Below are 23108 nucleotides of genomic sequence, written 5' to 3'. Positions count from 1 at the left end.
GTTGAAATAGTCTCAATATTTTTTATATTATATTAACACTTGCATTCGTATTGTTCAATTTAAAAAAATATATATATTGGAAAGGTTATCATTCCATGTGGTTTCAATCCCCTTTGAATCACTAACTGTAGTTGTTTTTATCATATAATTTCCAAGTGTCATTCACTTTCCGGGGAATGAGATCTGAGTAATGAGCGATAATTAAGAACAATGCGACAACGATTCCCCGCATGTTCGGCGTTCCTTCCCATACGCTCATGATAGCGAACATTCTATGTTTCATGCTATGATAGCATATACCGTTGCAATGAAACATGCACCCAGATTCCACACCCTAGGAGGAACTCTGTTTTGAGTATACAGCATACTTTTTCCGCCGGAACGATATGGGAGCCGTTATACCAATGGCATCAAACAGCTCTTCCGGTTGAAGTTGAGCTTTTCCGGTCGCAGCCGGTACGCCGTTTGAAGTTTCTTCATCACTTCGGCGCTTCGGCGCTTTTTTCACCTATGACTCATTCTCGTTACGAGCACACGGTCGGTGTGTGGTCACTCGCGGCTTATTTTTTCCCAGATGAACCGCTGCTTAGAGTCTCGGCGCTTCTACACGACATCGGACATTTACCCTTCTCCCATGCGGTAGAGCGAACACTAGGTTACGACCATCATAAGCGTACAGAGCAATTAATTCTAACAGGAACTATTCCGGATATTCTGAATAAACATGGGATTTCTCCAGCCGCGATCGTGTCTATTCTAGATCAAGATAGTCCATTAACGAACAAAACGCCCCTTATGGGATTAGATCACTTAGATAGCTTTCTTAGAGACACCTATCACGCAGGCCAGCATGAGCTACTGCCATCAGAACTGGTGAGAAGGCTTCGTTTTCGCGGTCATTTTCTGGAAACAGATGAAGATACGGCTCTTGCGCTCATCCACACTGTCGTCGAAGATCATCGTATCTTTCTGCAGCCGCAATTTCTGGCGATGGATGCGCTCCTAGCCAAAGCGGTTTCTCATCATTGTAAGGCGCATACAGGCATGTTAGAACGCATCCCGGCGCTTCTCGACCATGAGTTGATTCAAGCGCTTCTGCAAAGCAGCAGCGCGACAGCAAGAGACATTATGAACGTATTAATGTACGAGCCGCATCGCATTCTTATTACGAAGGAGCCTATCCCGGGAAGCATCCAAGTACATATCGGTAAGCTTTACAAAAAGCAGCCGCTTATCGGCGATAAACTTGCTTCTGAAACGAGCTTTAGTGCCGCAGTCAAGCTTTCCGAGTTGGATACAATGGCAGCTACCTACTTTTTTACCATTTAAAATCTTTCCTTTTCATTTATCATACACCCGCAGAGAGGACTGGCCCGGTTTGGCAAAATTATATTTCCGTTATGGCACGATGAACAGCGGCAAGTCGATTGAAGTACTGCGTGTCGCACACAATTACGAAGAACAAGGGAAGAAAGTTCTTCTCTTGACGCCAGTCGTGGATGACCGTTTCGGTGTTGGGAAGGTCGTTTCCCGCATTGGTATGCAAAAGAGCGCCATCGTCGTAGACGATAAGCTTGATATGATCGAATTGACGCGTGCGGAGCAACCAAACTGCATTTTAGTCGATGAAGCACAGTTTTTGAATAAAAGCCAAGTTGGACAACTGATCGAAATCGTAGATCATCTGAACATTCCCGTCATCGCTTACGGACTTAGAGCCGATTTCATGGGACAGCTGTTTGAAGGCAGCACAGCGCTTATCGCTTTCGCGGATACGATCGAAGAAATTAAAACGGTCTGTTGGTATTGCGATAAGAAAGCGATTATGAACATGCGCTGCAAGGACGGAGAACCTATATTCCACGGCGAACAAATTCAAATCGGCGGTAATGAAAGCTACGTACCCGTGTGTCGTAAATGCTATGCTTCGAGACAAAAGTCAGCATCCACTGTAAAATGAAGGGAAGAGGACTGGCATTAGCGTCCATTCTCTATATATGGTTGTAAAAAGAAAGGTGAGTTCCTTGCGAAAAAAACGGATTCTGCTCTTATCCGAGGGCTTTGGGAAAGGTCATACGCAAGCGGCACACGCGTTATCTGTTGATCTCAGACAACATTCATCTGAGATTATCACGCGCGTGATTGAGCTTGGCGCTTTTTTGCATCCTACCTTAGCTCCTTGGGTCTTTTCGGCATACCGCCGCACGGTTACTTCACAACCCAAACTTTATGGTATGCTTTACCGAAATCAGTACAAGAAATCGCTCAACCGCATGGCAGGTCTTGTTTTACACCGCATTTTCTATGCGCAGACCAAAGCCGTTATTAAGCAGCTTAAACCGGATATCATCGTTTGCACCCATCCATTTCCGAGCATTATTGTATCCCGTTTGAAACGCGCCGGACTTTCGGTGCCGCTCTTTACGGTCATTACGGATTACGATGTGCACGGTACGTGGATTGATCCCGCTGTTGATAAGTATTTGGTTTCAACGCCTGCTGTCCGTGAGCGGTTACTTAAGCATGGTGTTCCAGAAACCCATGTGGAAGTAACAGGTATTCCTGTTCATCCGAACTTCAGACGGCAGCATAACAAGGAGCAAATTCGCAATGAATTCGGGTTAAAGCCGATGCCTACAGTCATGGTAATGGGCGGAGGCTGGGGCGTCTTTAAGAAAGAAGAGCTTCTCACTTATATCGCGACCTGGAGCGAGAAAGTCCAACTGCTAATCTGCCTAGGCACTAACGAGAAGGCTCGTCACCAGCTGTTAGAGGAAGAAGTGTTCAGGCATCCCAACGTTCATCTCATAGGTTTCACCCGTGAAATCAACAAGCTAATGGATGTGTCGGACCTGCTGATTACCAAACCCGGTGGGATGACCTGCACCGAGGCGATGGCCAAAGGCATCCCCATGTTGTTCTATAGTGCGATTCCGGGACAAGAAGAAAAGAATTGCGAGTACTTTCAAGAGCAAGGTTATGGTCAGATGATAACGTCCATGGAAATGATCGATCATTGGTTCAAACTTCTGCTCGAACAATATCCGGAGCTTCTGAAGCGTAGATCTGATATTCGCAGCAATCAGAAGTTTTGCGCTCAAGATTGCTCATCGGCGATCATCCAATATTTAAAGCTATCGGACAAGCGTCCTTATATACAGTCATCAACAAAAACACCGATCATACAATGGTATTAACCATATGTAAGGCGGTGTTTGTTTATGGAGCCACTTCAACGATTCGGTAAACAGTCCATTTTCGCCTATTTACTTATATGGTTCATCGGCAGCCTGTGGATGATGGCCATGCTGGGCAGTGATACTTTACATGGGAAGTTACTTGGTGTTGATCTGAATCTCTATCACGATTACGCAACTTTTGGTTTCGCGGGAGCACTTGGCGGAGCACTATACGGACTGCGTATGTTTCATGAGCATTACCATGACCTTACGTCACAGTGGGTCTACTGGTATTTGATGCGCCCCATCCTATGCTTTGGATCGGCGATTGTGACCATTGTATTATTCGAAAGCGGCATTCTGCTGCTGCAGGTAGGGGATTCTATGGCCGCGCGCATCAGTGTCGCGTTCCTAACAGGCTACGGCTATGGAAAATTTATGGAGAAAATTCGGGCGCTGACGGATACGTTCTTTAACGGTAATAGTGGTTCCGGGAATGGAGGAAATGGAGGAAATGGAGGAAACGGAGGCAATGGCAGTGGGGAGCTGCCGAAGTAAAGCCTGTAATAATCCATCAACCAATTAACCGTTTCCCTTGGACCACAAGAGGCCGTGCTTTCAAACGCATAACGCGCTGAAGCACGGCCTCTTATCACTTCGGTGTATCGAAAGTATGCGCCTTGTTCCAATTGACGCCACCATTACTAGTGGTGTACATCACAGATGGCTGTATGGTGTCATTCGTCACCAGCCACCCCTTCCCCGTATCCGCCATAGCGAGAAGTACCTCGCCGTACCCAGTGAACGATTCCTTTCCGTTCACCCATGTCTTACCGCCATCCTTCGTCCAACCGACGGAGCTTGGCTTATCACAGCTCGGACATTGCCCTCCCATGAAGGCTACCTCTGGATTGACGACGTACAAAGGCCCGGGCTTTGTTCCCGTATTCTTAGGTCCCTTGTTATCATCCGCTGCAATGCCTGGTGCAGGTCCGCCACCCGCTGTACTGTTCGCGAGGACCGTTTGCCAGGTCTTTCCCCCATCCATCGTATGAAATAAGGAGTACGAGGTTTGTGTCATACCCGAATCCCCAATTAATTCAATCCATGCATCATTGACGCCTGCGGAGCGAATGATCGCTCCTGTCAGAGAAGCAGCTGTTTTGCGTGTCATGACGGAATGCCAGGTTTTACCCCCATCCTGCGTCCGCTCCACTTCAATCGTATCATTGACCTGCTTAACGACCCAACCATTATCTTTATCATGGAAATACGCATCTCCCGTAATTCCGTCGGGTATCTTCAAAGTCGTCCAGCTCTTACCGCCGTCTACGCTCTTTGCATTGCCACTATAGGCTTCTTGCTTCGTTACGAAGTGAAGGAATGCGGCATTCGGCGCCTTACCTACGACAGCCCAATGCTTGCCGCCATCCGTTGTTCCCAAGAGCTTAGCTTCGTCGCCTACCTCCGCCCAAGCTTCCTTCCCGTTCAGGGCGAACAATTGTTTCACATCACCGACTCCTTCGTATTGAACCTGCCATCTGGCGCCTCCATCATCCGTCCGAGCGATCCAGCCTTTACCACCTATCCAACCCGATTTGGCATCAGCAAGCCGAACAGCCGTTACAGTATTCATTATAGCCTTCGATGGCGTTTCACTCGTTTTTCCCGATCCTGCTTGCACCGTCGGAGTAGGTGTCGTTACAGATGTTGTTGGCTGAGCCGTTGGGGTTGCCTCCGACCTTGGCACGTCTATTGAAGTTGCCGCCCCGCTGGTCGTTCCTGACGATTGCTGACAACCAGTAATCACGACTATTGATAAGGCAATAAGTGTAATCGATTTTCTAATCATCTTTTATAACACCTATCCTTTCTATTGATCATTAACCTTCTACACCATAGACGTAACCAGCTTTTAAAAAGTTGAGGACAATCCGTCTGTTTACCATAAAATGTTCCGCAGCTAGCTAAGTATGCCCAACAAAAAAACATCCTCTATAACCTTCTAGTAAGCCTAACTCTTCCATTTGTCCAAATAAAATAGTCATGACACACACAATTGACGAATACAATCGAATCAAGGAGGGGGACTTTGTTACGGAAAGGAAGAGGATCGTTTGAAGTTCATATGGGGTAAAAAGGAATTCACCTTAATGATCATTCCGGGCGCTAACCGCCGAACCGTAAGAATCAAGCTTCCACACAGCAGTCTGTATGTTGTGCCCAGCGTGATCCTGCTCGTGCTAATTGGTTTTTTTGCCACGATTTACTTGATGAACACTTACTTCCATAAAACGAAAAGTACGATGCAGCAATCGTTTAATGGACAAGAGCGCCAATTGGTTAATCAAATTACACTTAAAAATAGCGAACTCGAACAGCTTCAAACTAATTTGATTGACTTGTCACAGCAAGCAGGTGAATTCAAAGCGAAATTGGAAGAAATCAAAAAATTGGATCATGTCATTCAATTAATGAGCCAAGCTGGCGGGACAAGCAAAACAAGCGCGGGCTTAACGGATTCAAGTCATGCTTTGTCTTCAGATGTCATTCCCGACGTCGGAGGCGCAGAGGTCCCTGTCACTTCGCAGGAGGTTTCTCAGCTCGTCACGCATACCAAGCAAGGATTGACTTCACTAGTCGGGGATATTAATTCGCTTCTTGCCGACTTGAACGAATCAGAAGCTCGACTACAAGAAGCCGAGCGGCTTCGCAAAATTACACCAACGCTTTGGCCTACCGTGACACACAGCATAACTTCCGGATTCGGCGTAAGGAGAGACCCCTTCACCCAGAAACCCAGCATGCATGCAGGGCTGGATCTCGATGGCGAATTGAATGACTCCGTGTACGTGACCGCAGCCGGTAAAGTGATGGAGGCCAGCTATGACGATCAGCATGGCAACCATATTATCGTTGACCATACGCGCGGGTTGCAGACCGAATACATGCATCTGAATAAAATACTCGTCAAACGCGGAGAATCAGTATCGAAAGGGCAAAAGATCGGCCTGATGGGTACGACAGGTCGAAGCACGGGAACCCATCTTCATTACGAAGTTCACAGGAACGGCATTCAGATCGACCCCTCCCCTTATCTCATTAATGATAGAAAGGATGAACCTTAATGCTCGGAAGAAGCAATCCGAAACCTATTAATGCCAAAACAACAGATACGTTAATCGGTGAAGGCACGATTTGCGATGGTAAAATCATCTCCGAAGCCAGCCTTCGCATCGAAGGACAACTCAATGGCGATATCGAGTGCGCGGGCGATATCACCGTAGGTGAGAACGCCGTCGTACAGTCCAACATTCACGCTCGAGATGTGTTAATTGCCGGCAAGGTCAAAGGCAATATCTACACCAAAGGCAAGCTCGTGGTGACTAATTCTGGCGTACTGGTCGGTAATATTGAAGTACGCTCCTTCATCATTCAAGAGGGCGGGATCTTCCAGGGCAGCAGTAGTATGAATATGGTATCAGCAGGTGAACGGAGTTCAAGCAGCGGAGGCAACGTCATCGATGCCAAGGCGCATAAACAGCAAAAGAGCGAGCAGCAGGTCGTTTCTGGCGGAAACTAGGTGCAAAAAAACACAACAAGCCTGGCAAGGCTTGTTGTGTTTTTTTCTATTTTCTGCTCTTCACTTCCTCAAGCATCGACAAATCGACGAATGTATGAAGATCCAACTCTTCTTTGTTAATCCCCTTAATATACCGGGCATCAATAGATACTTTCGCCATCTCCTCCATCACCTTTACATCCACATCCGTGGTCAGTTTCAGGCGAGACAGCGAGGCTTTGATCAAGCTTTTGTCCATCCCTTTACCACTATATTTTTTCAGTTGATTGTTGATAAGGTCGTAAGCTTGATCGGGGCTGCTTTGGATGTATACAATAGCTTCCATGTTGGCCTTTATCGCGCCCTTCACCATATCCCTGTGCTTCTGGATAAACGTATCGCTAGCCACCATGATAACTGTGGGATAATCGCCATGATTGGGAGGTATTCCTTGCCAATCCACCACTACTTTACCAAGACCAGCCTTCTCGATCTGTGTACCCCAGGGCTCGGGAACGAGCGTAGCGTCAATTTCTTGCTGGCGGAAGGAGATCAATGCATCCGACGGGGCGCGCACGATAAGATGAGCGTTGTCCGTACCTTTCCCCACGCCCAGTTTCTCCTGCTGCAGCAGCATGCGTAACGAAATCTCGTTCGTGTTCCCTTTAGACGGAATGGCGATTGTTTTATCCACTAAATCTTTCACGCTGTTAATTCCTGCTCCATTGCGGGCTACAAGCACGGCCCCACCATTGTTCGAACCTGAGACAACACGATAATTCTGACTTTTAAGATAAAAGGTCGTTGCTGGTCCTGGGCCAACAAAGCCAATATCAATATCTCCCGTCGCCATAGCGATGGACAGATCGGAGCCGTTATCGAAGGCCGTTACTTCGATGTCCACCTCTTCGCCCCATGCCTGGCGGAAGTATCCTTTCTCCAATGCGATATAAGCCGCTGCGTGTGTCACATTTTTAAAAACACCGAGCCGTACTTTCTTGGCTTTTCCAGAAAGAGTAAGCGCTTCCTCACAAGCGGTCAGCATAACGGAGGCCAGAAGGAGTACCGTCATGATCCATGCTAGTTTTCTCATTATTTGTTCTCCCGTTATGATTTTGCGCCAGCGAGACCGTAGCGCTCCAGCACTTTATCTTCTAGCTTTTTGAAAATGAAGTGATCGGACACCGTCCCTAATACCGCGATAATGATGACAATACAGAGCATTAATGAAGTATCTCCTAAATTGCGACCATCCTGCAGCAGTTGTCCAAGCCCTGCACCTTTGGCAATGAGTTCTCCAGCCACCAATGCTCGCCAAGCGAACGCCCAAGCAGTTCGGACTCCATTGATCAAATGCGGGAATGCCGCTGGCACCATCACCTGTACGAACAGGTTTAACCCATTGCCCGTCCCCATCGTCTGCGCGGCGCGCAAATAAATGGGGGGGATGTTCTTAATCCCCGTGCGGCTCGATAATGCCATCGTCCATGTTGCTCCCAAGGTGGTAATGAAGATTACGGACGTTTCATTAAGACCGAACCAAATAATGGCGAAAGGAAGCCAAGCAATGCTCGGAATCGTCTGCAGGGCAACTACAACAAAACCGATCGTATCATCAAGAAGCCGATAGCGAGCGAACAAGAACCCTAGCGTAGTCCCAATAACTAAAGAAAGAATGAAAGATACCAACAATCGAACCATACTAGCAACCGTAGCAATCAAAAGCTCTCCATGAACAATTCCATCATAAAAGGCTTGCACCGTCTGAGTAACGGAGGGGAATTTCCAACCCCATCCGAAAATTCTAAATCCCGCCTCCCACGCTATCAGAAGTAGTGCCAGAAAAATCGTTCTTCTTAATGCTGTACTCATCGCCAGTCTCCTCCCTTACCACTTTCTCCAGCTCATCAGCAAGGGCATCCATAATTGAATTCTCCACATGATGCAAGACCGAGTCAGCACTATCCCGAGGTCTTGCAGCTTTCACGACAAATTCCTTCTTAATCTTGCCGGGGCGTGTGGACATTACCAGAACTCGATCGGAAAGAATAACAGCTTCGCGAATATTGTGAGTGATGAAGAGGATCGTCTTACGCGTACGCATCCAAATTTCCTCCAGCTCTTTATGCAAAATGAGGCGCGTCTGCTCATCCAGAGCCGCAAACGGCTCATCCATAAGCAGAATCTCAGGGTCCATGGCCAAAGCTCGCGCAATCGCCGCCCGTTGTCTCATTCCTCCGGATAGCTCGTGCGGATAGCGATCTGCGAACCGACTGAGATGCACAGACTTGATCTGTTCCATCGCAAGCTCATGACGCTCCTTCTTCCCAATGCCTTTCTGCTTTAACCCGAAAGCCACGTTATCCAGTACTGTCAGCCATGGAAACAAGCCGTGTTCTTGGAAAACAACGACCCGGTCCGCTCCAGGTCCCGTCACTTTCTTCCCATTAACCTCAATCGTTCCTTGACTAAGCGAATCGAAACCCGCAACCAGATTCAGAACGGTTGATTTTCCGCAACCTGAAGGACCAAGCAAGGAGACAAACTCCCCCTTATGAATCGTCATAGAAATATCGTCCAGCGCTTGATAATTGCCGCCTATCCGCTGCGCAAAGGTTTTACTAACTCCCTTTATCTCGATCAAATTTACGTACCTCCACTCGGGGAAGTCCCCTTAATAGTCCCTCATCAAAACATAAGAAAGTTAAAACAGCAGCTTCAACCCCGCCAAGCCAAGCCCGATGATAAAGCCGCAGATGGCACCGTTCACACGAATCCATTGTAAGTCTTTGCCGATTTTATCCTCCATTAATTCGATCAGCTTGTCATTGCCCAGCTTGTCCAAATTCTCTTGGACGAGCTGCCCGATTTTGCTATGATTCTGCTCCAAATAGGTTACAATTTGTTGCTGAATCCAGCTCTCGCCACGCTGTATCATTTCGGGGTTATCCCTCACAGAAGCTAACATCTTACGAACCACAGGCACCACGTACTGCGGAGCAAATTCTGGTTGCTCCACGAACGCCTCCGCTTTCGCTTTCATCCTCTCAAGCAAGCCAACCAGCTTCTCCTCAAGTGAAAAAACATCTGGAAGCTTATTTTTCCAACCTTCCAATTCCTCCAGAAGCTTCGGATTCTTATCCAGCTTATTCAACTCACCCCGAATAAAGCTGAGAACCGCCTCTCTGCGCGGATGGCTCTTCGAACGCATCTGTTCGATGTAAGAGATCAGGAAATTTTGAATAATGTTACCGAGCTTCTCCTCACTGACCATACCCATGAACGCATTGACTGCAAACGCCATGAAGCCATTGGATTGCAAGCCTTCGAAAGCCTTGATCGCCATACCGCCAAGCTGATCGCGCGTTTCGAATTTAACCGCCCATGCCTCAACCTTATCCAGCACAAAATCTAACGTCTTCCCCTCGTAACCACCTTCCAAGCAAGTACTCACGAGCGCGCGAACGAGCTTACTTGTATCTACCTCATGCAAAGCTTTGTTAATCTCTTCCGCCAAAAGCGGTGTCAGCTTCTCGATGTCTATAGCAGCCAATGCCTGCTTAGCCAGAGCAGACAACCCCTTATGGAGCGCTTCATTATCCAGATGGTTCTCGACAAGCTCAAGTCCACGCTCCAGAAAACGAATTTGTTGTAACCGCGCAGCAATCGTCTCTTTGGACAAAAGTTCATTCTCGACAGTAGACACTAGCGCTTTCGTAATCTTATTGCGATTCTTCGGCAGAAGCGCCGTATGCGGAATCGGAATCCCAAGCGGATGGCGGAACAACGCGCTGACTGCGAACCAGTCGGCTAAACCGCCGACAACCCCCGCTTCGAAGCCTCCCTGAAGGAACGCCCCCCATACTGTTGAAGATACAGGCAGGGTAGCAACAAATCCCGCACCCATCACACCTAATGAGACCGTAGCGATATATTTAGCTTCTTTTTTCATATTCGTTAACAACTCTTTCTACGTTGAAGTGGTTAAATCGTTCTTCTATTTTATCACAAAATACGAGTCAACCTGTTCTCGTTGCTTTTTTTACTGAATACACTTCGGGTAGGAGCAGTAATCCCCGCTATATCAAGCCATTCCATTTAGGAGGGAGGTAGTTATGAGCTTGAATGGGACAATGACTCCTTGGCAGGAGCACTTGTTTTGGGTCGAAATATTGCAGGATCACGCCATCTTCGTGGACCAGGCACTCGCTCCCGGTGAAGTCCAATGGGTTGCAATAGCTCAGCGGTATATTGCCGCTTTCACAGAGTTGCGAAATCGCATATTGAAGACCGACCCCTTACTTCCTGTCTCATCCGAAACGATGATCAGGCTCTCAAGGGATATTTACCCCGTTGCTCACGGATATTATCAGTTTGAGGGATATATGCAGCATTTGCGTATACAAAATAAAGTCGTGCTTTCCTTGACACCTGTTTATTTCAACGGCACCTTACTGGAAAACGGCGAGTATTTACGTATCCTGCACAATTGGATGAATGGCGTTCCCTATGAACCGCTTCCCCTTGTGACCTTGACGGAAATGTGGCTCGAAGACCAGCTCGGTCACACGGTATTGCTCGAAAATCACTTAGATCCAACAGAAATAGAGTTGGTGAGGAGTACCCAGCAATATGCGCAGCATTTTGAAGCTCACATTGTCAAAAACAATGCCATTCGCGGCTTCCTACGCTTTACGCCACCTAATTTCACTGTTCAGATGAAGTTCGCTCGTCAAGTTGCGGAAACCGTCATCGGTTTCTATCACTTAGTTGAAAAGGTCATTCGTGAATATGAGCATTCCGAGCTGCTAAGCCGCCTAACACTTCGATTCCTTGAACATCACCTTCCGGAAACATGTTATTTTCTGCATAAGCTAGCTGATTACAATATAGAAATACTTGGTTTGACGAACTGCCCGCTGACGGAACCTTCTTTTGAATGAGCAAAAAGGACTGATCACCGTTTAAGTGGAACAGTCCTTTTGTCGTATACCTCAACGCTTCGTTCTATACTTATTTCGCGCCGACATAACGATCTCTCGCTGCGCCCAATCCAAAGAGAAGGATCAAGACACTTACAACCATAAGCGCGATTAGTGGAAGTGTCCAGCTGTGGGTCGCGTCATGCAAAGCTCCAAAAAGAATCGGTCCTACCGCAGCGAGCAAGTACCCGAAGGATTGAGCCATACCCGAGAGCTCCGCAGCTTCATGAGAAGTGTGGGTACGGAGTCCGAAAAACATCATCGCCAAGCTGAAGGAGCAGCCACCGCCCATGCCAAGGAAGATCGCCCACAAGGGAATCCAACTGCTGCCACCGAAGCATAACCCACTAATTCCAACAAAGAATAGCCCCCCCGTTATAAGCACTAATAAGTGCTGACTTTTCATTCGTCCAGCAATAATCGGCACAATAAAAGTAACAGGGAGAAGTGCAACTTGCATCAAGAAGAGCAGCCAGCCAGCAATGTCCGAACTGATCCCCCTTTCTCGCAAGATTTCAGGAAGCCAAGTGATAATGACGTAAAAGATCATAGATTGCAAGCCCATAAACAGCGTCACTTGCCATGCAAGCGGTGAACGCCATAGATTGCCCTTTTGCCTGCTCCCCGCCTTGGTGGTCGTTTGGCGATGCCTGTTTCGCATTTGCGGCAGCCAAACCAAGATCGCAAAGAATGCTAGAATCGCCCAGCATCCCAGAGCGCCTTTCCAACCTAATCCTAAATGGCGGGAAAGGGGGACGCTTATCCCGGATGCAATTGCGCCGCATACATTCATGCCTACGGAATACATGCCCGTCATAAGTCCGATTCTGTCGGGAAATTCCCGCTTAATCAAGCTTGGAAGCAGCACGTTGCATACGGAAATCCCCAACCCCAACAAAGCTGTTCCCGCGAACAACGTTACAATCCCAGAAACGGATCTTAGGAAAATGCCAATCGTAAGTAATCCCATCGCACCGAGCAATACGGATTCGATACCGAAACGACGCGCTAATGTAGGTGCAAAAGGAGAAAGAATCGCGAAGGCCAATAGTGGCAATGTCGTTATCATACCAGCGAGTGTGTTCGATATGCCCATATCATCTCGAATCGAGGCGACCAAAGGCCCTACCGAAGTTAAAGGGGCCCGCAAATTCGCTGCAATACAAATGACGCCAAATACAAGCAGCCAATTTAAGGGTTTTGAAATCGATTTCGTTGTTTGTTCTTGTTGTAAGCTCACAAAGGTTCCTCCAGGTTCATTTCAAACTCTTTTTTGTACTCCTCGATATATTCATGAACAGCGTTGACTGCTTGATCTGCATCCTGTGCAAGGATTGCTGCAACCAGACGATGGTGCGTTTGTTGATGCAAGTCCCTGTTTCTCACTTCGAGTAAGCTAATGATCGATTCATGTAAGCCTTCAGCGATATGAGCGTATAAATCAATCAAAATCCCGTTGTGTGTCGCTTCAACAATCGCCTGATGAAGTTGAATATCCGCCAGCACGTAGGCTTCCTTATCATTGAGAGCTGCAGCAGACTCACAAGCTATCAATTGAGCCCGTATTGCTTCTACGTCTTTCTCAGTACGTCTTTTTGATGCTAAATGCGCCGCCTCTCTCTCCAATGCGTGCCGTACTTCTAACGTTTCTATGGCATCCGATCGACGAATGCGACGCTGAAGGACAACACCCAAAGCACTTGAGGAACAAACATACGTCCCGTCTCCCTGCCTCGTCTTTAACAGTCCAGCGTGAACCAGCGCCCGAATCGCTTCCCTTAAGGTGTTTCGGCTCACGTTGAGTTCAGTCATTAGTTCGGGTTCGGCAGGTATTCGCGTGCCCACAGGCCATTGTCTAGATTCGATCAAAGATTCCAATTGCAAGGCAACTTGCTCAACAAGCGATAATCGATTCGTTTTTTGCAGCATATATGCAGCCCTCTTTTAAACGTAGGATGTTTGGTTAAATGGAACTATATCACATTTTCATAAAAAGGTACAATCAAAAAGGAAACTTATGAAGAGACTTGTGAGAGAACTTAAGAGACTTAAGACATAATGGCATTCGGTTTCTTACACGAACGACTTCATAGAGCAAAGAGGCCCACAGCAACAGCTGTGAGCCTTCGGATGAAACAAAGATTTAAAGGACAAAAAAACATAAGAAATAGAAAATATCAGTCAGGCTTTTTCAACTGGGCTGCTGCCAAGCAGCAGCTTCTGGTTGACCTACTCATAGCGAATAGCATCTCTACCTGTTCCAAGAATGGAACTTCTAGGCTAGAAGCCATATTAGGCATACTGTGGTGAGGGTGGGATCTAGTTCTCTCCTTCCCACTCTGCGTAAAACTGTGCCAAGTATTGCTCCATGAAATGATGACGCTCCTCCGCCATCTTACGCGCGTAGGCGGTATTCATCAGCTCCTTCAACTTGAGCAGTTTCTCGTAGAAATGATTAATCGCGGTATCGTTCCCTCCGCGATACTCAGCTTCCGTCATTTGCTCGCGCACCGTGACGGAAGGATCATGAATCGGGCGTCCCTTCCAGCCCGAATAAGCGAATACGCGGGAGATGCCTACCGCGCCGATGGCGTCCAGCCGATCGGCATCCTGGACGACCTGGCCCTCAAGCGTGCGCATCGGAGCTCGCGATCCGCCCTTGTACGACATCGTGCTGATGATCTCCAGCACATGTTCGACCTGCACGGTCGGCGTCCCGCTGGCGGCGAGCCAAGCCTCCAGCTCACGCTGCGCTGCCGCAGGGTCGGCATTCAGCTTCTCATCCACAACGTCGTGAAGCAGTGCAGCGAGCTCGCAAACAAACCCATCTGCTCCCTCTTCCGTAGCGATGCGCTTCGTCGTCTGAACCACACGGTAGATATGCCACCAATCGTGTCCGCTGCTATCACGCTCTAGTTTCGCTTTCACGAGAGACTCCGCTGCGAGGAGCACACGCTTTTGTTTCTGCTCTTGTTCTTGTCCCTGCTCCTTCTCTTGCTCTTGTCCTTGTCCTTTCCCTTGTCCTTTCCCTTTACCCTGTTCTTGCTCTTGTCCCTGCTCATTCTCGCCGCCTCGCCCTACCTCATACCCTGCAGCGCGAAGATTCTCATCAGACTGCGTCATTTCTTTTTTCTCCTCTTCCCTTCGGTTGACTTCTCTTCCATCGGCCTAGACTCAGTATATTTTTGTATCACTTTTTTAAAGTTCTTGCCATACTTTTCATCCAGTTTCGCCCCCATATCGCGATGCAGCTCATGCAGCACGATATCATGAAAGAAGTTATTGAGCAGCAGTTCCACCATCGCCGGATGCTCCGTGAGCATCGCTTTGGTCGGCTCACCGCCGCCTCGCGTACCGATAATCGCAAGCTTGCGGTCCACTAGCAGCGTAAATTTGCGCCCATTTCGCTCCTGCCAGGCTTCCTCGCGCCCATGCGGGAATTGGTGGATGCCATCTGGCAGCACTGCCTCTCCCACCGTGGAAACTAATATGCGAATGCCTTGCTCTTGCGCATGTCTTAGCTCGGCTTTCAGCAGCTCGGCTTCTTCCGACCACAAGTCACCAAGCGCTTCCTCGCGCGCCTTTTTCAGCTCGTTGCGTATGCGCTCAATGACTTTGGCATCGCCCTCCACGCTGAAATATTCTGTCCGTTCCGTATCCTGCTTCGGCATATGCGATTTGACATAACGAATCGAAGCTTGCAGATCCGATTCAATCTTGTCGCCGATTTCTTCAATCGGCAAGCTTTGGTAATGCGTAGGCTCACCGTGACTCGTGAGCACTACCCCCTTCTCCGCAAGCTTCTGCAGCGCGGAGTAAACGTTCGAGCGCGAAACGCCAAGCCGCTTGGCGATTTCGTACCCCGTCTGTGTGCCGCATTCCGCGAGCACATGCAGGCACTTGGCTTCAAGCTCCGTGAAGCCAAGATGTTTCAAATGCTGCAAGACTTCGTCCATGAGCGCCCTTCTTTCCTCAAGCGGATTAATAAGCAAGATATGGTTGTTATTGTAGCATGATTTCGTCTTCAGGTGGTGTAGGCTTCAGCTTCCATTCCTAGCTTCTCAGTCTCATATGCCTGATACGCATTTTGAATGCCATATACAACATCTTTAATTCGATAGAAGCCACCGCAGAAAGCCCTTGAGTCCTTAAGTGCCTCCCACATATGGTGATAAGCTATCGTATTTTCCGTCTCACAAATTACAAAATCCGTGCATTTGCCGCTGAATGCATCCGCATCAAAATAACGCACGTTCACTTCGCCAGCATGACTTCCTATAATTTCATACAGTTCTGATGCATACTCCCTTCGAGAATCTCTGGAGAGTGCCAACCAAGTATGATCAACCTCAAGCAACACAACAAAACAGTGCTTCATTGCTTCATCCCCTCATTATAATATATAGTAGTTCCATTTAAAACCACTATATTACAACGAAGTATTTCTAGCAAGCCTATTCTGAAAAAAATATGACGATGTCGAATCCCCGACAAAGTAAAATCCTTTTTTTCGCAATTTTTTTATAAACGAGGAAATACTAAAAAAAACCAATGATTAGAGAATTCATATATGATGATACAAATCATGCTATGGGCCGCTTTATTCTTACCCTGGCTCACTCTTTTCGCTATGAAAAAAACAATGATTAAACGGTATATGCCGGTAACGATACTGGCAGCTCTTCTGGTTACAATTCTAGATGAAATTGGCTATTCTCTTCACTGGTTCGAGATCACTGTCTCAATCATACCTTGGGGATATATTACGAATATTTCCTTTGTTTACGGCATATTTGCCGTGGGTACGATGTGGATTTTCCGGTTTACTTTCGGCAAGTTTTGGTTCTACTTTCTTACGAATCTCCTGATTGATGCGATACTTATTTTCCCTCTTGGCAGATGGTTTGAACGAATCAATTTCTACAAGCCTGTCTATCTAGAAAAGTGGCAATTGCTGCTCATTACGACAGCCATGGCCCTCATCCTTTATGTCTATCAGCTCTGGCAAGAGAGCATTTTCAAAACTTCCCGAGAGGAAAATCGCTACGCATTCAACAAAGACATTGAGTTTACCGCATTTACCAAAAAGAAAAGTAAAACCTAATTAAGCTCTGAGTTCAACACTTGCCTACTTAGACCTGCCGCTCCTAAGGAGATGACGGGTCTTTTTTTAATTTCAATATTGACAATGATAATCATTATCACATAATATGATGATGGTAATCATTATAGTTGGGAATTTAAAAACTTATATACAACCATGGAGGGATTCCGGTGTCAAAAATTATTATTGTATTTGCAAGTATGACGGGAAATACCGAAGAAATCGCGGAAGCCATTGCGGATGGTGTTAGAGAAGCAGGCATCGAGCCCGTTTTCAAATCGGTTATGGACGCAAATGGTCAAGAATTAGAAAAGTATGATGGCATTCTTTTGGGTGCATACACTTGGGGCGACGGTGATCTGCCTGACGAATTCGAAGATTTTTACGAGGAAATGGATGACCTCAACTTGCAAGGACGCAAATCTGCTGTGTTTGGCTCTGCTGACTCTTCTTATGCCCAATATGGAGCAGCTGTTGACACACTAGAAACGAAGCTTGCAGCACTTGGCGCGGAAAAGGTGTTGGATGGCTTGAAAATTGAGTTGAACCCGTCCAAAGAAGAGAAGCAATTTTGCGTGGAGTTTGGCAAGAAGTTTGCAGCTTCACTAGGCGCATTGAACTAATCATATATCGTGGATCGGAAAGGAGCAGTACGCTTGTCTGCAATCAGGTTAATTGAGGATTACAAACTGGAGGCACGGATGGTAAGCCGTGCACAACATGACTGTGCAAATAAGGCAGAGCACACGGAAACGAATGTTCATTGGAGTCAGTTGGTTCAATATACGGTAAGTCATGTCATTAATGACCTCTACACCTTGTCCGTAGAGCAGCGTACAACCGATCGCATTGCGACCTTGGTCGAGAAGCGTTGGACGAATCGACATTACAAATTCCAATCCGCTGAGCATTTCATCTCCTGCAAACAGCTTGTCATTCGTCATTTAACCCAATATGTAAAGCAGATGCAGCTAAGCGACAATCCGATCCTCTTATTCGAAAAATGTAACGCAGAGATTGCTTCGCTTGATGTCGAAATGTCGATCATTTTTCAAGTAGCGTTAAGCCGAATATCTGATTCAAAAGCTTCCTCGCTCATCATTCAAAAGTTTATCGTTGAAGACCAAGAATCGCTTATCTCATCTTTTACTCACATGGCTGCCGTTTTTTGTTGGAACGCTTTTGCCAAGCTGCCCGAGCGGATCGAAATCTACTCGGTGATCAGCGGCAAAAAACATATACATTATCCTCGCTTGGAGGAAATAGAAGCTTCCTACGACTACATTCGGTTAATTAAAAGCTACCTTTCCGAACATGAACATCAGCAACTACCATTGAACTAACGCGTCTAGAGCGTTTCCACCTCAGCGATTTCAACGTGATCCATACTCTTCAGCTCATCATACACTTCGGATGCGTACTTACGATCAATAAATACGATGAAATTCAGTTCCTGATGCTCACTGTTTAACTCTTTGATATGAACGCTTTTCATCTTATAGCCTTTGGCAATAATCAATTTAATGATTGTTGTTAAATTCGCGTCATGGGAAACGATAAGCCTAACACGCAAATCTTTCATTATTAACGGCTTAGGCCCTACCTTTTTGATGAAATAAGGCAGTACAACAACACTAATCATGATCAAGACAAGTCCGAAAAATGCTTCCACGAAAAAGCCTGCCCCAACTGCAATGCCAAGTCCCGCCGCTCCCCAAATCATAGCAGCAGTCGTAAGTCCTATAATCACATCGTTATGCTTCCTGAGGATAACTCCAGCTCCAAGAAAACCGATTCCACTGACCACTTGGGCAGCAAGCCGCATGGGATCCATGACATGTAAACCCGCGACGGCATACTTATTAGCAGACTCTATGGACACAATGGTCAACAAACAGCTGCTTAAGCAAATGACCAAAGAAGTTTTTAAGCCTAGGGGCTTATTCCTAATTTCGCGTTCCAGGCCAATAATTAAGCCGAATATAGCCGAAAGCCCTAATTTAATTAAAATGTGAACGTCTACGCTTACCATCATCTGAGTTTTCCCCCAACCTAGCAACCTTATAAGTCACTGAATAATCATGAAGTGCATGACATGTAAATAACATTTACAATATATTAACATTACGATTTTGTAAATGACCACCCGTCAATTAACGTTATGATAGATGACAACACAAGAAACGTATAAATACCCCCGAATTCGAGTATAGTATAGTTCGTTCTAACCTTTTTCAAAAAAATGTAAAGGAGCTGCTTCTAACTATGACAACAAGCAGGGGGCATCAAGGAGCGCATGGGATCGGCCAAGTAGAGGAACAGTTGAACAATCAGGCGCAAGCGGCAGAGCAAATACAGGGAAGCAATAAGACGGATCAAGCGATCATTGCTGCCGCTAACGAGCACAGCTCAGAACTCGATGACATCATTGAACGTGGGACAACGTAAAAACGAGTAACAAACTAAAATAGAAGATATGCAGAAAAACTACGGACTATTCAAAAGTGCGCGGATTTCTAAGAAAAAACAGTAATTCTCAAATTTGGATATGACCAACTGAGCTGAGCAAAAAAAGCCTGAAATGCGCCGACGCTCATTTCAGGCTTTTTTTAGATACGGAAGCGGTATCCCGCTCCCCAAATCGTCTCAATATATTGTGGGTTCGATGGATCCTGTTCTATCTTTTCCCGCAGCTTGCGAATATGAACCGTTACGGTTGCTATTTCTCCTATGGAATCCATTCCCCATAGATGGTCGAACAGCTGATCCTTGCTAAACACACGATTCGGATTCATGGCGAGATAGGTAAGTAGATCAAATTCTTTGGTTGTGAACACAACTTCTTTCTCATTCACGAAAACACGGCGAGCCGTTTTATCAATCATGAGACCGCGAATGCGGACTTCATCATTTTTGGCCTCACGTTTACCCATCAGCCTATCGTAACGTGCCAGATGAGCTTTCACTCTCGCCACAAGCTCCCCTGGACTAAAAGGCTTAATCATGTAGTCGTCAGCGCCGAGGCCAAGACCACGAATTTTATCAATATCTTCCTTTTTGGCGGAGACCATGAGAATAGGAATATCCTTCTCGCTACGGATTCTACGGCATATTTCGAAACCGTCCACCTTGGGCAGCATCAAATCGAGAATGACTAGATCGTAGTTGATGCTCATTGCGCTCTGGAGCCCTTTGTCACCACTATTCTCAATATCTACCTCATACCCGTTGATCTCCAAATAATCTCGTTCCAGCTCGGCGATGCTTCGTTCGTCTTCAATAATCAAGATGCGGCTCATTGTGCATGTTCCTCCTGTTTGGTTAGTGGCAATACCATATACACGGTCGTTCCCTCACCAATACGACTCGTCGCACCGATTCTTCCGCCATGTTCTTGGACGATCTGTTTAGCAATAGCTAACCCTAATCCACTCCCTCCGGTAGAGGTGTTTCGCGAGGGGTCGGCCCGATAAAATCGGTCAAAGATATGCGGCAGCGCCTCTTCGGAGATGCCTTGACCATTGTCTTCTATTTGAATGACGGCATTGCCGTCAAATTCTTTCACTTCTAAGCGAATGGCACAGTTCGTTTCATCGCTATATTTCATTGCATTTTCAATAACGTTCAGTAGGACGCGCTTGAGCTTCTCACGATCCGCAGTAACGAAAAGAGGCGTTTGCGGCAGCTCATTCAGCACGAAATGGACACCCTTCTTCTCCATATCGAACTGCAGCTCCTGCGCACAATCCAGCACATACTGGCCGATATCGACCGCTTCGAATTGGAACGGCACTTTACCAAGATCCAGCTTGGAGAAAAGAAATAACTCATCAATTAATCGGTCCAAATCAGCCGCCTTGTTATAAATCGTTCGAACATAGCGATCCAGTTTATCAGGCGAGTTCGTAACACCATCCATGATGCCCTCCACGTACCCCTTAATGGCTGTCACTGGCGTCTTTAAGTCGTGGGAAATGTTTGAGATCAATTCTTTACGATTTTCCTCATATTGCAGCTGAATCTCCACCGATTGCTTGAGCTTGCGCCGCATTTCTTCGAATGCAATGCTTAATTCCCCAATTTCATCATCTGATTGAGGTACCACTTCGAAATCAAGATTACCATCTTTAATTTCTTCAGTAGCCCGTTTAAGCGCTCTAAGCGGTCGGATAATGCTGCGTGAGACGAAGTAAGTAAGCACTCCGTTGGTCACAACAAGAATGGCAATGAAAGTAAAAATAACGGATTTCGAAAATTGATGCAAGTACTTCTGAAACGTGCTGCCATCAAGGAAAATGAACACAGAGCCTTTACTCTTATCCGAAAATATGAAATCCTGCTGACGAGTTATCCACAACGAACCCTGATTCCTCTGGAATTTACCAGATGAGGTTCCGAAGTTTGGCAATTTGGATGTATCTCCTGCCTCTGCCTGCTTCAAATAAGGCGAGACGTACGTAATTTCTCTGTCTTTGCGAATAATGAGCCCCATATTAATTTTATGAAGCCTCTCCTCTAAGTCCCTAACAAAGGACTCCTCGAGAAAAATATCCGGCTCAACCTCCGCTTTCGCCTTCATATAGGCGACAATTTCAAGCTCCTGATCAACTACGCGTTTGATCGGATTGCCTTGGGAGAAATCAACCTGAAACACAGATTTCAAATTGCCTAGCGTCGCGATGCTGATTAAGATCACGGCTAGCACGGAAAGCACAAGCGGCACAAGCAGCATGGCTACATAAGAAAGCACCAGCCGTAAACGAATCGACATCTGGATCAAATCTCCTTTTTGTCAAAAAAATAGAATCCCACTGTAAAAAACAATATACTACATGCAGCCAAAAACATAAAGATGCTGACAATTTTGCCAATGGCCAAGGAGCTTCCGATCCACAGCATATGCCAATCCATATAGGCTGTAGGTGAATACGTAGCGATTGGCGGTATGAAGAATGCCGCCACCTTGAAAGCCAAATATAAGAGGATACTCACGGTCAATGCCGAACTGCTGCTTGAGAAGAATTGCGCCAAGCAAACCGCCACGACGCTCAGTGCAAGTAATGGAACAAAAGCCGCACCGTAAGCTAGCAGCCAATTCGTTACGGCGCTAAATCCACCAAAATTCTGAAAAAACAGCGCTGAAAAGGTTGCAGCCAACAAACCCGCTAGTAAGTACAAGACAATGTAGATACCCAAAGCGATTTGTTTGGAGGCGAACACTTTGAATCGGGTAATCGGCCTCGTCAACGTGATTTTCATTGTACGATCGCCCATCTCTCCTGAGAACACATCTGCAGCGCCCATGAATACGAACAAGGGCAGAAAAATAGTCGTAAATAAACTTAACATAATAATAGGAAAGTCTTGTGAGTTGATGGCGCCGATGCCGATACCGCTTTGAAAGCGCGCTAAGAGTACACCCGCTACAACGGGTAGAAGCATAGTAACGGCTAGGAAAAAGAGCGTCTTTTTCTTGGACGCGATTTTGATTGTTTCATTCCATATGTTAGCAGTTAAGCTATGCATGAGCAGCTAACCTCCTGACTCCTTCGATTTCGCGCAAATATGCTTGTTCCAGCGATTCGGTTCCCTGCATGAGCTCCGACACTAATCCCTCTCGGATGAGACGTCCTTGGTGGATGATGCCCATTCGATTGCACATCAGCTCCATCTCATGAATGAGATGGCTAGAGATCAGGAATGTGATGCGCTCTTCACGGGCAAGCCGCAGAATGATTTCGCGAATGTGTACCATCCCCTCGATATCCAGACCATTCGTAGGCTCATCAAGGATTAGCAATTCAGGCTTCGATAGCATCGCTGAGGCCAAACCGAGTCGCTGCTTCATGCCCAGCGAGTATCCAGCCACCTTTTCATGTTGAAAAGGAGTCAGGTCTACGATGTCCAGCACTTCATCAATTCGTTGCTTGCTTATGCCGGGATAGAAACGCGCGACTAGCTCTAGATTTCGTCTGCCACTCATATAGGTGTAAGCCTCTGCTGTTTCAATTAACACGCCTACCTTAGCCATGGCTTGCTCATAATGAGTTGTGACGTTGTAACCGAAAAGCTTAGCCTCCCCTTGCTGCGCTTTGCTAAGACCAGTCATTATCTTCATAACTGTCGTCTTACCAGCGCCATTCGGACCGAAGAAGCCATAAATATCGCCTTGCTGAACAGTCATCTGCACATTGTGAATACCCCGCAAGTTTTTAAAAATCTTCGTCAGCTGCTTAATTTCTACTACAGGATTCATAACCCTGCCACCTTTCAATTGAACA

The 23108-nt window shown here is 46.7% G+C and carries 27 protein-coding genes; 11 read left to right on the top strand and 16 right to left on the bottom strand.

Annotated elements, in window-relative coordinates:
- Positions 1–121 precede the first annotated feature (121 nt).
- The gene (locus GK047_RS13465; RefSeq protein WP_163947182.1) at positions 122–283 is read right to left on the bottom strand and encodes a hypothetical protein; all 162 of its coding nucleotides are present in this window, start codon (positions 281–283) and stop codon (positions 122–124) included.
- A gap of 68 nt (positions 284–351) precedes the next feature.
- Between GK047_RS13465 and GK047_RS13460 the strand changes: the two genes are divergently transcribed.
- The 4 genes from GK047_RS13460 (at position 352) to GK047_RS13445 (ending at position 3737) form a co-directional block, all read left to right on the top strand.
- Positions 352–1329 carry an HD domain-containing protein gene (locus GK047_RS13460; RefSeq protein WP_163947179.1) on the top strand — a complete coding sequence of 326 codons (978 nt, stop codon included), beginning with the start codon at positions 352–354 and terminating at the stop codon, positions 1327–1329.
- A 49-nt stretch (positions 1330–1378) separates the two neighbouring features.
- The gene (locus GK047_RS13455) at positions 1379–1960 is read left to right on the top strand and encodes a thymidine kinase (RefSeq protein WP_163947176.1); all 582 of its coding nucleotides are present in this window, start codon (positions 1379–1381) and stop codon (positions 1958–1960) included.
- A gap of 64 nt (positions 1961–2024) precedes the next feature.
- Positions 2025–3197 (top strand): MGDG synthase family glycosyltransferase, encoded by a 1173-nt coding sequence (locus tag GK047_RS13450; protein ID WP_205516791.1) that lies wholly within the window; start codon positions 2025–2027, stop codon positions 3195–3197.
- Positions 3198–3221: 24 nt separating this feature from the next.
- Positions 3222–3737 carry a hypothetical protein gene (locus tag GK047_RS13445; protein ID WP_163947170.1) on the top strand — a complete coding sequence of 172 codons (516 nt, stop codon included), beginning with the start codon at positions 3222–3224 and terminating at the stop codon, positions 3735–3737.
- Positions 3738–3831: 94 nt separating this feature from the next.
- Here the strand turns inward: GK047_RS13445 and GK047_RS13440 are convergent, their stop codons facing one another.
- Positions 3832–5031 carry a WD40/YVTN/BNR-like repeat-containing protein gene (locus GK047_RS13440; protein WP_163947168.1) on the bottom strand — a complete coding sequence of 400 codons (1200 nt, stop codon included), beginning with the start codon at positions 5029–5031 and terminating at the stop codon, positions 3832–3834.
- A gap of 265 nt (positions 5032–5296) precedes the next feature.
- Between GK047_RS13440 and GK047_RS13435 the strand changes: the two genes are divergently transcribed.
- Together GK047_RS13435 and GK047_RS13430 are read left to right on the top strand one after the other, a co-directional pair.
- Positions 5297–6307: a M23 family metallopeptidase gene (locus GK047_RS13435; protein ID WP_240343946.1), complete on the top strand. Its 1011-nt coding sequence runs from the start codon at positions 5297–5299 to the stop codon at positions 6305–6307.
- On the top strand, positions 6307–6762 hold the full coding sequence (locus GK047_RS13430; RefSeq protein ID WP_163947163.1) for a bactofilin family protein: 456 nt from the start codon (positions 6307–6309) through the stop codon (positions 6760–6762). The genes GK047_RS13435 and GK047_RS13430 overlap by 1 nt, the downstream gene beginning before the upstream one ends.
- Before the next feature lie 46 nt (positions 6763–6808).
- Here GK047_RS13430 and GK047_RS13425 read toward each other — a convergent pair whose 3' ends face one another.
- Genes GK047_RS13425 through GK047_RS13410 form a run of 4 tightly spaced genes read right to left on the bottom strand, consistent with a single transcriptional unit; the run spans position 6809 to position 10693 of the window.
- Positions 6809–7834: an ABC transporter substrate-binding protein gene (locus GK047_RS13425; RefSeq protein WP_163947160.1), complete on the bottom strand. Its 1026-nt coding sequence runs from the start codon at positions 7832–7834 to the stop codon at positions 6809–6811.
- A gap of 14 nt (positions 7835–7848) precedes the next feature.
- The gene (locus GK047_RS13420) at positions 7849–8613 is read right to left on the bottom strand and encodes an ABC transporter permease (protein WP_163947157.1); all 765 of its coding nucleotides are present in this window, start codon (positions 8611–8613) and stop codon (positions 7849–7851) included.
- Positions 8546–9385, bottom strand: a complete 840-nt coding sequence (locus tag GK047_RS13415) for an ABC transporter ATP-binding protein (protein ID WP_163947154.1) — start codon at positions 9383–9385, stop codon at positions 8546–8548. Before GK047_RS13415 ends, GK047_RS13420 begins: the two co-directional genes overlap by 68 nt.
- Positions 9386–9445: 60 nt before the next feature.
- Entirely contained in the window at positions 9446–10693 is a 1248-nt protein-coding gene (locus GK047_RS13410; protein WP_163947151.1) for a DUF445 domain-containing protein, read from the bottom strand.
- 163 nt (positions 10694–10856) lie between these two features.
- On the opposite strand from GK047_RS13410, the gene GK047_RS13405 reads away from it, so the two are divergent.
- Positions 10857–11684 carry a DUF2935 domain-containing protein gene (locus tag GK047_RS13405; RefSeq protein ID WP_163947147.1) on the top strand — a complete coding sequence of 276 codons (828 nt, stop codon included), beginning with the start codon at positions 10857–10859 and terminating at the stop codon, positions 11682–11684.
- Positions 11685–11754: 70 nt separating this feature from the next.
- Here the strand turns inward: GK047_RS13405 and GK047_RS13400 are convergent, their stop codons facing one another.
- The 5 genes from GK047_RS13400 to GK047_RS13380 form a co-directional block, all read right to left on the bottom strand.
- Entirely contained in the window at positions 11755–12963 is a 1209-nt protein-coding gene (locus tag GK047_RS13400; protein ID WP_163947144.1) for a CynX/NimT family MFS transporter, read from the bottom strand.
- On the bottom strand, positions 12960–13652 hold the full coding sequence (locus tag GK047_RS13395) for a FadR/GntR family transcriptional regulator (protein WP_163947141.1): 693 nt from the start codon (positions 13650–13652) through the stop codon (positions 12960–12962). Before GK047_RS13395 ends, GK047_RS13400 begins: the two co-directional genes overlap by 4 nt.
- A 390-nt stretch (positions 13653–14042) precedes the next feature.
- Positions 14043–14846 carry an HD domain-containing protein gene (locus tag GK047_RS13390; RefSeq protein ID WP_163947138.1) on the bottom strand — a complete coding sequence of 268 codons (804 nt, stop codon included), beginning with the start codon at positions 14844–14846 and terminating at the stop codon, positions 14043–14045.
- Positions 14843–15715, bottom strand: a complete 873-nt coding sequence (locus GK047_RS13385) for a TrmB family transcriptional regulator (RefSeq protein WP_163947134.1) — start codon at positions 15713–15715, stop codon at positions 14843–14845. The genes GK047_RS13390 and GK047_RS13385 overlap by 4 nt, the downstream gene beginning before the upstream one ends.
- 32 nt (positions 15716–15747) lie before the next feature.
- Positions 15748–16101 carry a darcynin family protein gene (locus GK047_RS13380; RefSeq protein WP_163947131.1) on the bottom strand — a complete coding sequence of 118 codons (354 nt, stop codon included), beginning with the start codon at positions 16099–16101 and terminating at the stop codon, positions 15748–15750.
- A gap of 252 nt (positions 16102–16353) precedes the next feature.
- Here GK047_RS13380 and GK047_RS13375 point away from each other — a divergent pair, with 252 nt between their 5' ends.
- The 3 genes from GK047_RS13375 (at position 16354) to GK047_RS13365 (ending at position 18170) form a co-directional block, all read left to right on the top strand.
- Positions 16354–16827: a hypothetical protein gene (locus tag GK047_RS13375; protein WP_163947127.1), complete on the top strand. Its 474-nt coding sequence runs from the start codon at positions 16354–16356 to the stop codon at positions 16825–16827.
- Between the two features lie 170 nt (positions 16828–16997).
- Entirely contained in the window at positions 16998–17450 is a 453-nt protein-coding gene (locus tag GK047_RS13370) for a flavodoxin (RefSeq protein WP_163947124.1), read from the top strand.
- Between the two features lie 33 nt (positions 17451–17483).
- Positions 17484–18170: a hypothetical protein gene (locus GK047_RS13365; protein ID WP_163947121.1), complete on the top strand. Its 687-nt coding sequence runs from the start codon at positions 17484–17486 to the stop codon at positions 18168–18170.
- 5 nt (positions 18171–18175) lie between these two features.
- On the opposite strand, the gene GK047_RS13360 is transcribed toward GK047_RS13365, so the two are convergent.
- Complete coding sequence (locus GK047_RS13360; protein ID WP_205516788.1) at positions 18176–18859, bottom strand: MgtC/SapB family protein; 684 nt, start codon at positions 18857–18859, stop codon at positions 18176–18178.
- A gap of 233 nt (positions 18860–19092) precedes the next feature.
- Between GK047_RS13360 and GK047_RS13355 the strand changes: the two genes are divergently transcribed.
- On the top strand, positions 19093–19275 hold the full coding sequence (locus GK047_RS13355; protein ID WP_163947116.1) for a hypothetical protein: 183 nt from the start codon (positions 19093–19095) through the stop codon (positions 19273–19275).
- Positions 19276–19436: 161 nt separating this feature from the next.
- On the opposite strand, the gene GK047_RS13350 is transcribed toward GK047_RS13355, so the two are convergent.
- Genes GK047_RS13350 through GK047_RS13335 form a run of 4 tightly spaced genes read right to left on the bottom strand, consistent with a single transcriptional unit; the run spans position 19437 to position 23083 of the window.
- Positions 19437–20126: a response regulator transcription factor gene (locus GK047_RS13350; protein WP_163947114.1), complete on the bottom strand. Its 690-nt coding sequence runs from the start codon at positions 20124–20126 to the stop codon at positions 19437–19439.
- Entirely contained in the window at positions 20123–21598 is a 1476-nt protein-coding gene (locus GK047_RS13345) for a sensor histidine kinase (RefSeq protein WP_163947111.1), read from the bottom strand. Before GK047_RS13345 ends, GK047_RS13350 begins: the two co-directional genes overlap by 4 nt.
- 5 nt (positions 21599–21603) lie before the next feature.
- Entirely contained in the window at positions 21604–22353 is a 750-nt protein-coding gene (locus GK047_RS13340; protein ID WP_163947108.1) for an ABC transporter permease subunit, read from the bottom strand.
- Positions 22346–23083, bottom strand: coding sequence for an ABC transporter ATP-binding protein (locus tag GK047_RS13335; RefSeq protein WP_163947105.1), 738 nt, complete (start codon positions 23081–23083; stop codon positions 22346–22348). The genes GK047_RS13340 and GK047_RS13335 overlap by 8 nt, the downstream gene beginning before the upstream one ends.
- Positions 23084–23108: the final 25 nt, after the last annotated feature.

Origin of the sequence: Paenibacillus sp. SYP-B3998 (assembly GCF_010820665.1) — a bacterium.
In the GTDB taxonomy this organism is placed as follows: domain Bacteria; phylum Bacillota; class Bacilli; order Paenibacillales; family NBRC-103111; genus Paenibacillus_E.
This window is presented reverse-complemented; position numbering and strand designations above follow the sequence as displayed.